The organism is Candidatus Desulfolinea nitratireducens, from assembly GCF_982879505.1.
This window is the reverse complement of the sequence record NZ_CEYOSI010000154.1, coordinates 1-8,598: the sequence shown is the minus strand read 5'-3', so window position 1 is coordinate 8,598 and position 8,598 is coordinate 1. Positions and strand designations below refer to the sequence as shown.

The following is an 8,598-nucleotide window of genomic DNA, read 5'->3' as shown; positions in this document are numbered from 1 at the left end:
TCATCTTTTTTCGTTGTTTTTCAAGGTGCTGTCGCCAAGTTTGGCGAAACTAAAGTTATTAACAATGGATGCCATACGATCATATCCACTCATGATACCGTTGATCAATGAGCTTGTCTCAGGATCTCCAGCGGCTTTTTTCTTTAGCATTTGTGAGTACCCATCGATAAGGGTTAGTGGGGTACGCAGTTCATGTGCCGAAACCTGAATAAAACTGGCTTTGGTTTGGTCCATTTGCTCAAGCATTTTATTGGTCTTTTCCAGTTCGGCCGTATGTTTCTGGAGACGCTCAGCCATTTCGTCGAAAGAGCTGGCAAGCATCCCAATCTCATCATTGCTCTGAATGCCAGTGCGTTTGGTCAGATCACCCGCCTTGATGGCTTGAGATGTGTCCACCAAAGAGAAGAGGGGCCTAATGATGATACGTGAAATAGCGTAGCCAATAACAATAACCACCATCATAGCGATGGTGAACAATAAGACATAGGTATTTCGACTGATTGAGCCTGTCTCGAGAACAAATTCAAGAGGCAGAACCACCGCAAAAATCCCCAATTGGCTATCTGCAACACGCAGCTCACCGCGCGCCAGCCTGTACCAGCGTCCTTCAACAAGAATATTTTCTCCGTTGACAAGTTTCTCAGTCTTACGAACTTGCTGATAAATTTCTTCAGTGATATCCAATCCGGAAGCAAATAAGGGGTTAGCGCTTTGAGTTCCAAATGTTGTCGAAATCGTTTTCCCCGTTTCATCATAAAAGATGACATTCGCAATTGATGTGCTTTTCAGATGGGGGAGAATAGCATCCAATGACGTGCCAATGAATACCACCCCGACATTTTCACCTTCGAGTGAAATTGGGATAGCGGTAAAGTAGTAATATTTACCATCAACAGTATCCGTGCCCAATCCCCGTCGGGGTAAAGTGTCGGGATTATTCTCTTCGAGAATTTCTTGGGCAATGCTTTCGAGCATCGCTGATGATTGTGGATTAAATTCTGCCAGGCCACCATCTGATCGCTGAATAAAATGGAGTATCTCATTCCCCTCTTTTTCAAAGATAATGAGATTTTCCACATCTAATCCGGTTGCGACAGGCATCGCCAATTGGCGCAATTTCTGATCAGAATCTTCAACAAGTGCTTCTGCAATACCACGAGTAAATGCAATGATGCGAGCAGATTCAATATGGCTGATCTCCTGACGAGCCATTTCATCAGAGACAACACGCCCAGATTCGAGAAGCTGATTGGTCAGGCGTTCACTCAATGTATTGGTGACTAATTTTGTGACTACATAGACCCCCGTCACAGCGACAAGTAGCGTTAATAATAGGTATGGAAGAATAACCTTAAATCGAATACTCAACTAGATCCCTCCCGATTGTGCCTAATTAATTGCCCGTACTACAATACAGAACTAGTATGCCCTTATTTTAGCAGATAGTTATCAAGATTACTCAAGAAATTAAATTAGAAAGGTTTTTGTAAGTTTCCAGTATTCTTAAATCTACCGTATTTTTAGTCTTCATTTCTTGCTTAGCAGAAAATTGTTCTGCACCTATTCAAGTTCAGACTCTCTTTCCGTAAAATATGCCAGCATCCCGCCTTTTTGGGGCGGCATCGTGTATGAAAAAAGCAAGTAGCCCTCATCAAAATCATTCGGTTTCCAATCAGGGAAATCAAATGCGACCGCCACCACGCGTGCGCCCGGTTTTAGCTGACTGGCCAGATCATCCTGTAATCGGATCGCCTGATCGGATGTCAGATAGGCAAAAATGACGTCCGCATCACTAAATTCTGTACGATAGAAATTTTCGCGGCGGACACTGACTTTAGACTTGACTCCGCTAAAAAAGATTCTCAGCCAGGTGAAGGCAAACTGCATAGGGCTGGCCTCGATCCCGATTGCCCGCGCCCCAAAATCTTTTGCTGCCATCAGGATGATGCGCCCATCCCCGGCCCCAAGATCGTAAAGCAATTCATCGGGGCGCAAATCCACCATTTCCAGCGCTCTGCGAACGCGATCATGCGCGGTCGGTACCCAGGGCAGGCCATAAAAAAAGGGCACAATCGTCCACAACCCATACAGTAATGAAAGGATCGCCGCGATATAAAGGATGACAAAAAAGATTTGAAAGATCATCTGCTTTTGGCCAATCTGCGTAAGGCCATCAACGCAATAAAATTGAAAAGTACTGCGCCCAGCGCAACGACAGGAAAACCAAAACGATAAAGAAATGGTCCTAATGGCGCACCGATGGCACGTCCCAGTGAGAGGGCGGCAACATTGAAAGACATCAGGGTTGCCCGGGCGGAGGGCATCACTTCGGTCATCATCGGGAGAATACTGACTATGGTAAATTCGAAGGTGATATAGAAAAAGAAAAGTCCCAACAAGGCACCAAAGGTGGTTCGTCCTAAAAGAGGCAGGAGCAATGCGGCGAGAGAGTTGGCAACCAACCCAAAAGCGACGGCACGTTCCTTGCCTAATTTATCAGAGAAGATAGCCACCAGACCCTCACCTCCCAGTTCGGAAACGCCGATCACAGCCGCAGATGCACCCAGCGCAGCGATCTGCAACCCGAATGAATCTTCCAGCCAGACCCCGAAAATAAGATTGACGACTTCGTTGGCAACAGTCATCCATAATCCAACGCTCAATCCAGCCAGCGCGGGGGCATAACTGAGCACGTTGCGAAAATTCATCCGGACAGTAGCAGCCGTCCCCACGGGCGTTTCGTCCTTCGGGATCTGCCAGACGACGAGGAAGAAGGTCAGCAATCCCAACAGCGTAAGCAGTGGAAAGGGGGCCATCCAGCCGTCGCGCGCGATGAGAAATCCCATCAATGGGACACCGAGAACAAAGGAGAGGGACCAGCCCAACTCAGTGATCGCAATCACTCGTCCGCGCTTCTCGTAAGAAATACGGTCACTAAGAAAGGCTTGCATGGCTGGGTCAAAGACATATTTGCCGATGGCAGCAAATAACATCGAGAGGAAGAGTACAGGGAAGGTCGGCCAGAAGACGACAAGTGCCATACTCAATGTGAAGAGTCCCACCCCAAGCAGCATGCCAAATTTGCGTCCCCGGCTATCGGCGAGAGGAGCAACAAAAGGAGTAATACCGCCACCGATGGAGCGCACGGTAAGTGCAAGGGACATGGTTTCAATATCTACGCCGAGGGCGCGCGCAAAGACTCCCAGAAAAGGGTAGGCCATGCGATAGGCTGTGTTGAAGATCGTGCGGGTGAATGTGAAGAGAAATAGATTCATTGAGTCAGCGAGTCATAGATTCAGCGAGTCAGCGAGTCATAGATTCAGCGATTCAGCAAGTCAGCGTTTGGGAAGGCGTTTGCGTTGGTAGGAGATCTCAGTAACGATTAAGGCAATAACTTCATCCATGAGAGCAAGGCGATGCTCAAGAACTTCTTCACTCAGAAAGCGGCGAGCACGGAAATACCAACCTTTTGTTTCCCGAGCAGAGGCGAGGGAGATTCGGTAAAAATAAAGGAGTTCTTTACCATAACCGCGTCCCAGCCCCTCCTCGAGATTTGCAGCTACCGAGGATGAACTACGAATAATCTGGTTGGCAAGCGCGCGACCACGGCTATCTTTTATCCACGATTCCGTATCAACCCAAGCCAGATCATGCAAAAAGGATGATTTACGATAGCCAGCAAATTTCCAAATTGGTTCGGCTTTAATGCGTTCAGGAACATTTTCCTGCCATTCTTCATAATTTGCTATGGAACCAACAATATTGCGGGGCATCGATTCTCCAATTATTTCTTTCGGTTACATTGACTCGCTGATTTTTTGAATCGCTGAATCGTACCTTCGCAGAATTACTCGCGTAACAAAATACGCCGAAAGCAAGGTTAGCAAATTCAGGCCGACAAAGAACCCGATAATATTCCAGTTCCCGGAGCTAAAAATTGGGGAGGGGGGAGGGTGCATAATATTTTCAGCTGTGGCGAAGATAAAGCGTAAAGCAAGAATAAAGATGATATTGGCCGCCGAGGTCAGCCAGCTCAGGTTGAGCAGCCATAAACCAAGCTGTAAGAGTAGCCCAACCACAGCAAAGGTCATCGCCAGACGAAAGCGCGGCTCTGCAAGGAAAAGACCGTTCCAATTGGCATTCATTGCCCACATGGAAAGCGGCAGGTAGGTGATCCAGTAAAAGATACCAGTGCGACCAAGTGCCGTAGACCAACGGTGAAAAGCTTCCTTTCGCGTGATCAGGCCAACCAATCCGCTTAAGGCGGCAGCAGCAAAAAGAAGTTCGGCAGTCAGTACCCAGGCTCCGTGCAAATAAACAAGACGCACATTTGAGCCAAGGGTCTGCTCCTCGGGACCAAAGAAGGTCATTACAACAATGGCGAGAAGGATAATGAAAAACCAGAAGAGGGGGGATTTTGTATTTTTAAACATGGGTAGATTTTACCTCGAGTTTCAGAAAAGACGGGCCTTTTGGATCATTTTTTCTAAATGGTTCAGCGCTGAGGGTTGAAGAGATGATTGGAAAATTAGACTGGTTGTATTTAACTTCAAGGGTTCTTCAAAAAAAATGCCTTAGCAAAAGCTAAGGCATTTTTTAATTAGTAACTTTCTCGTTTCGGGCTTGATTTCATTATTTCCCTTTGTTCATTATTCTCCGGAGAAGCCCTAATTTGTCCAAATTATTTTGATTTCTTAAAACTGAGGATCTACGGTCAGAAGTTCTGTAGCTAATTCAGTATCCAATGCTTTTGAATAGTAAAATCCTTGTGCATATTCACAATTAATTGATTTTACGAATTCCAATTGTTCAATTTTTTCAACACCTTCTGCCACCACGATTATCCCCAAATGATTTGCAAGCGCTTTGACCATCTCAATTATTTTCTTGCTCGCTTCTTTCACCCCAATCATTTTGATAAAGGATTGATCTATCTTCACAACATCCACCGGGAATTGAGCCAAATAATTCAATGCTGAATATCCGGAGCCGAAGTCATCGATAGAAATTCGGACCCCCATTGATTGAAGTTTTCTGAGCACTTCAATCGTATTCTCATCATCAGAAGTAGTGGCTCTTTCTGTAATTTCCAAATACAGATTTCTCGGATCTAACTTCGTATCCTGAAGAACTTGAATGATATTGTCGACCAGGCTTGGGTGAATTATATTTCTTGCGGAAAGATTCACAGTAATAAAGAGAGGGGGGTTACCCGGAAATTTATTTTGCCATTCAACTGCCTGAGAGCAGGCGTTTTGAAGCACCCAATTATCTGTTAAATAAGAAAGTCCTGCTGCATCCAACAAATCCATAAAGTCACTTGGTTTCAGAATGCCTCGATCAGTTGTGTACCAGCGCAAAAGTGCTTCGAATCCTGCAATACGTCCGGTTTCTAATGAAATAATGGGTTGGTAATGGACTCGAAACTCTTTCTGAAGAACGCCTTGTCTGAGGGCTGTTCCGATGAGCACGCGTTCTAATGCCCGATCGCGCATGGATTTATCGAAAATCTCCACACGCTCTCTTCCCAACTCTTTCGCCTGGTACATTGCAATATCTGCATCCTGGAGAATGTCCTCAGGATATTCATACCCTATTGTACTGATTGCCACCCCAATACTCACGGAAGAATATATTTTCCTCCCATTGATATTATAGGGCTTTGAGAGGGTTTCTTTAAGGCGATTGGCCGTTGATAAGGCAAAGAGATTTTCTTTAACATTATCAAGAAGGACAGCAAATTCATCTCCGCCAAAGCGGGCAACTACTGTTTCTCCGGCTGCTAAATCAATACTGCGGATATTATGTTTTAATCTTTCAGCCATGGCAAGGAGCAATTTATCACCAACAGCATGGCCCTGGCTGTCGTTGACATCTTTAAAATTATCGATATCAAAAAACAGTACAGCAAATTCAACACCCTCCTTTTGCTTGGATCGTTCAAGCGAACGGCTTAGACGATCAAGGAAGAATGCCCGATTTGGTAAATCTGTAAGCGAATCGTGATTGGACTTATATAATAATTCGCCTTCGACCCGATTCCGCTGAAGAGACATTGCAACCTGATTACCGATTGCCAGGACCAATTGGAGATCGCTGTTATAGAAATGGGTTGAGGAACCCAGGGGTTTTCTGGCAAAGATCAAAGCAACAACAACCTCATCAATCATCACCGGCACAAGTAACATTGGGAATAACAAGGGCACTGGTATGGTGGCTTGATCATTATTTCCATGTGATTCTTTATCGCTATATAGAAACAAATTTGCGTTTTTATTTTCAATTGTTTTTTTGGCAATTGAAACTGGAATTCCCGCCTCTTCCAGTTGGCTAAACTTGTCAGCCAGGATTACTTGGCATTCTTCAGCTCCCAGCATGCTTTTAATCAATTCTGAAATTTCAGATAAAGCTATATCTAAATCTGGTACGTTGACAAGCTGTTGTCCAATATTATGCAGAAGAACCCCATAATGATCAATGGATTCTAAAATCAGCTCAGTTGTCACCTTCGTTTTTAAAATGGAGGAATTGTCCAATTGAGGCAACTTTGAATCGGGTTGGATTATCGTAATCAGGCATAATCCCACCCGAATTTGGTCTTCATGATGTAAAGCTTGGACAGCATGAATTCGTTTGCCATTGACAAAGGTACCATTAGTGCTCTCATTATCTCGGATTGAAACACTGTTTTTTGTTTGGTTGTAATGAATTTCGGCATGATAACCTGATGATGTGCTATCCTGCAAAATAATGGCATTATCAGCTTCCCTCCCAATATTGTTGGACCCTGGTTTTAGTCTGTATTCCTGGTAGTCTTCGGTGTTCGATCTGATAACCAGCAGCCATTCTTCCTTGCCAAAATTGGTAGTATTTGAATTCAAAAATTTCCTCCTACTTTGAGCACGTTATAAAAATATTGCAACATTATCGGAATTTCTTCCGATAATGTTTTTCAATTCTTGCAGTTCAAAAAATGGTTGTCAAATATTGACAGATCAATCAAATTCCAATTATTCGTAATTGTGCCCATTATACTTATTAAAATATAGGCTGCACTTTGCACCTGGCTATCAGAATGGATACAGATCCGTTCTTCCTTTTCGAGTATGTGAACCATTCATCTGGCGGGTTGGAGTTTTACTCACAGCCAACCTACATTTTTTAATCTAGTGAGCATCCATAAACAAACTCCTGTTTTTTTACCACAAAGTCACATAGGACACAGAGAAAGTCTTCATGGCCACAGAGAAAAATTTTGCCCGCACTTTGCGCAGGCACACGTGTGCGCTCCGTGTCTCTGTGGTGGCCTTTTCGGGAAGTTGTTTTTAGACGGTTACTAGGCTGCGATCATGAAGATATTTTCTCAAGCTCTTCAACCATCAGATTGAAATACAGGTTTATATCATCGATGGCACCGCTGATCCCATCAGAATAGGTTGGATCGCCGGGATTTGAGGTCATCAAGATCCAACTTTGTTCCAGGTTTTTTGTGGATTGCGCAATACCAAGTAAATTCTGATTGAGTTCCTTCAGTTCCGGCGGGGGGGGCGGGAGAGATTCCATCTTTTCTGCAGCAGTGGTCATTTCGATCAAGTCATTTTTTATTTCAAGATGCCAATTTGCATCTTTGGTAAATAAAATATCATTTTTAAAATTGGGCAATGCTCGTTCAAATTTGGAGTATCCGTTTAGCCATTCCAACATGACAGACTTAAAGGCGGCCTCATATTCTTGTCTGGCGCTTTCGTCAGAGATCGGGGTACTGATCTTCGTTGGAACCGGTGTACTGGATAAGATCACAACTTGGGTTTCGACGTTCCTTCTTGCACCAGATACAGCCAAAAACCCACTGGCAGCAAGAACTAATGTGATGATGGCAATATACAAAACCGGGCGATTCATTTGCTTTCCTTTTAGACTCCACCCAATATTCTACCTGGTGTGCCAAATTGATATTGAATTATTCAAGTCAATTGGAAAATTCAATAAACTATTTGATTCTTCCAACCGCTAGCGTATCACAAAATTATTGGTGAAGATATCCTTCATTAGCCTACCTAATTATTATTGGCAATGATATAGGCAATAATTACTGCCAATAAAAGTACACTCAGTCCGCCTACAACAAGCATCATAATTTTCCTCCTCTCCGGGGATAGCTCAGACCACCTGGGTTCTTCTTTCCACTTACTTCGATTCGCCAGACCAGCGATCAAAAAGACAGCGCCCAACCCCAAAAGACCGGGGTTATCAGTCGCGATGCCGATCGGCAACCAGACGATACCCAATATGAATAAGGCGCGATAATTTGGCTCCGTTTTTCGGCCTTCCCTTTTATTTATTGCAAATATTGCAATACCAATAATCAGGAGTATGATAATGATCGCCAATATCAGGGAGTCCTTCATAATAAACCATCTTCCCGTAAACGATTCACCAGACCAAGTGTTGATTTGCTTCGGTCCATCGTATAGATATGCAAACCCGGCACCCCAGCCTCGATCAATTCTGCACTCTGCCGGGCGGCAAAGTCGATCCCAAAATCATTTAGGGCCGCTGCGTCGTCTTCGGGCAAGGCCGCGATCCCGGTTTCGATGG

General features: G+C 44.4%; 9 protein-coding genes. All 9 read right to left on the bottom strand.

All coding sequences use genetic code 11. From position 1 onward, the window contains the following. Complete coding sequence (locus AC3DOM_RS12810; RefSeq protein WP_487919440.1) at positions 1-1,368, bottom strand: HAMP domain-containing protein; 1,368 nt, start codon at positions 1,366-1,368, stop codon at positions 1-3. A gap of 192 nt (positions 1,369-1,560) precedes the next feature. After that, on the bottom strand, positions 1,561-2,145 hold the full coding sequence (locus AC3DOM_RS12805; protein ID WP_487919439.1) for an SAM-dependent methyltransferase: 585 nt from the start codon (positions 2,143-2,145) through the stop codon (positions 1,561-1,563). Then, complete coding sequence (locus AC3DOM_RS12800; protein ID WP_487919438.1) at positions 2,142-3,275, bottom strand: MFS transporter; 1,134 nt, start codon at positions 3,273-3,275, stop codon at positions 2,142-2,144. The genes AC3DOM_RS12805 and AC3DOM_RS12800 overlap by 4 nt, the downstream gene beginning before the upstream one ends. A gap of 60 nt (positions 3,276-3,335) precedes the next feature. Beyond that, a complete protein-coding gene (locus tag AC3DOM_RS12795; RefSeq protein ID WP_487919437.1) occupies positions 3,336-3,773 on the bottom strand; it encodes a four helix bundle protein in 438 nt (145 codons plus the stop codon). Positions 3,774-3,797: 24 nt separating this feature from the next. After that, positions 3,798-4,433: a hypothetical protein gene (locus AC3DOM_RS12790; RefSeq protein ID WP_487919436.1), complete on the bottom strand. Its 636-nt coding sequence runs from the start codon at positions 4,431-4,433 to the stop codon at positions 3,798-3,800. Between the two features lie 261 nt (positions 4,434-4,694). Beyond that, positions 4,695-6,881 carry an EAL domain-containing protein gene (locus AC3DOM_RS12785; protein ID WP_487919435.1) on the bottom strand — a complete coding sequence of 729 codons (2,187 nt, stop codon included), beginning with the start codon at positions 6,879-6,881 and terminating at the stop codon, positions 4,695-4,697. Between the two features lie 466 nt (positions 6,882-7,347). Further along, positions 7,348-7,902 (bottom strand): hypothetical protein, encoded by a 555-nt coding sequence (locus AC3DOM_RS12780; RefSeq protein WP_487919434.1) that lies wholly within the window; start codon positions 7,900-7,902, stop codon positions 7,348-7,350. Between the two features lie 155 nt (positions 7,903-8,057). Continuing rightward, on the bottom strand, positions 8,058-8,408 hold the full coding sequence (locus AC3DOM_RS12775) for a hypothetical protein (protein WP_487919433.1): 351 nt from the start codon (positions 8,406-8,408) through the stop codon (positions 8,058-8,060). After that, positions 8,405-8,598: methylenetetrahydrofolate reductase (locus AC3DOM_RS12770; protein ID WP_487919432.1), on the bottom strand; the 194-nt coding region annotated here is incomplete at its 5' end. The genes AC3DOM_RS12775 and AC3DOM_RS12770, both read right to left, overlap by 4 nt.

Coding starts and splice junctions, on each gene's coding strand:
- AC3DOM_RS12805 (WP_487919439.1), bottom strand. CDS start 2,145: ATGATCTTTCAAATCTTTTTTGTCATCCTTTATATCGCGGCGATCCTT.
- AC3DOM_RS12800 (WP_487919438.1), bottom strand. CDS start 3,275: ATGAATCTATTTCTCTTCACATTCACCCGCACGATCTTCAACACAGCC.
- AC3DOM_RS12795 (WP_487919437.1), bottom strand. CDS start 3,773: ATGCCCCGCAATATTGTTGGTTCCATAGCAAATTATGAAGAATGGCAG.
- AC3DOM_RS12790 (WP_487919436.1), bottom strand. CDS start 4,433: ATGTTTAAAAATACAAAATCCCCCCTCTTCTGGTTTTTCATTATCCTT.
- AC3DOM_RS12780 (WP_487919434.1), bottom strand. CDS start 7,902: ATGAATCGCCCGGTTTTGTATATTGCCATCATCACATTAGTTCTTGCT.
- AC3DOM_RS12775 (WP_487919433.1), bottom strand. CDS start 8,408: ATGAAGGACTCCCTGATATTGGCGATCATTATCATACTCCTGATTATT.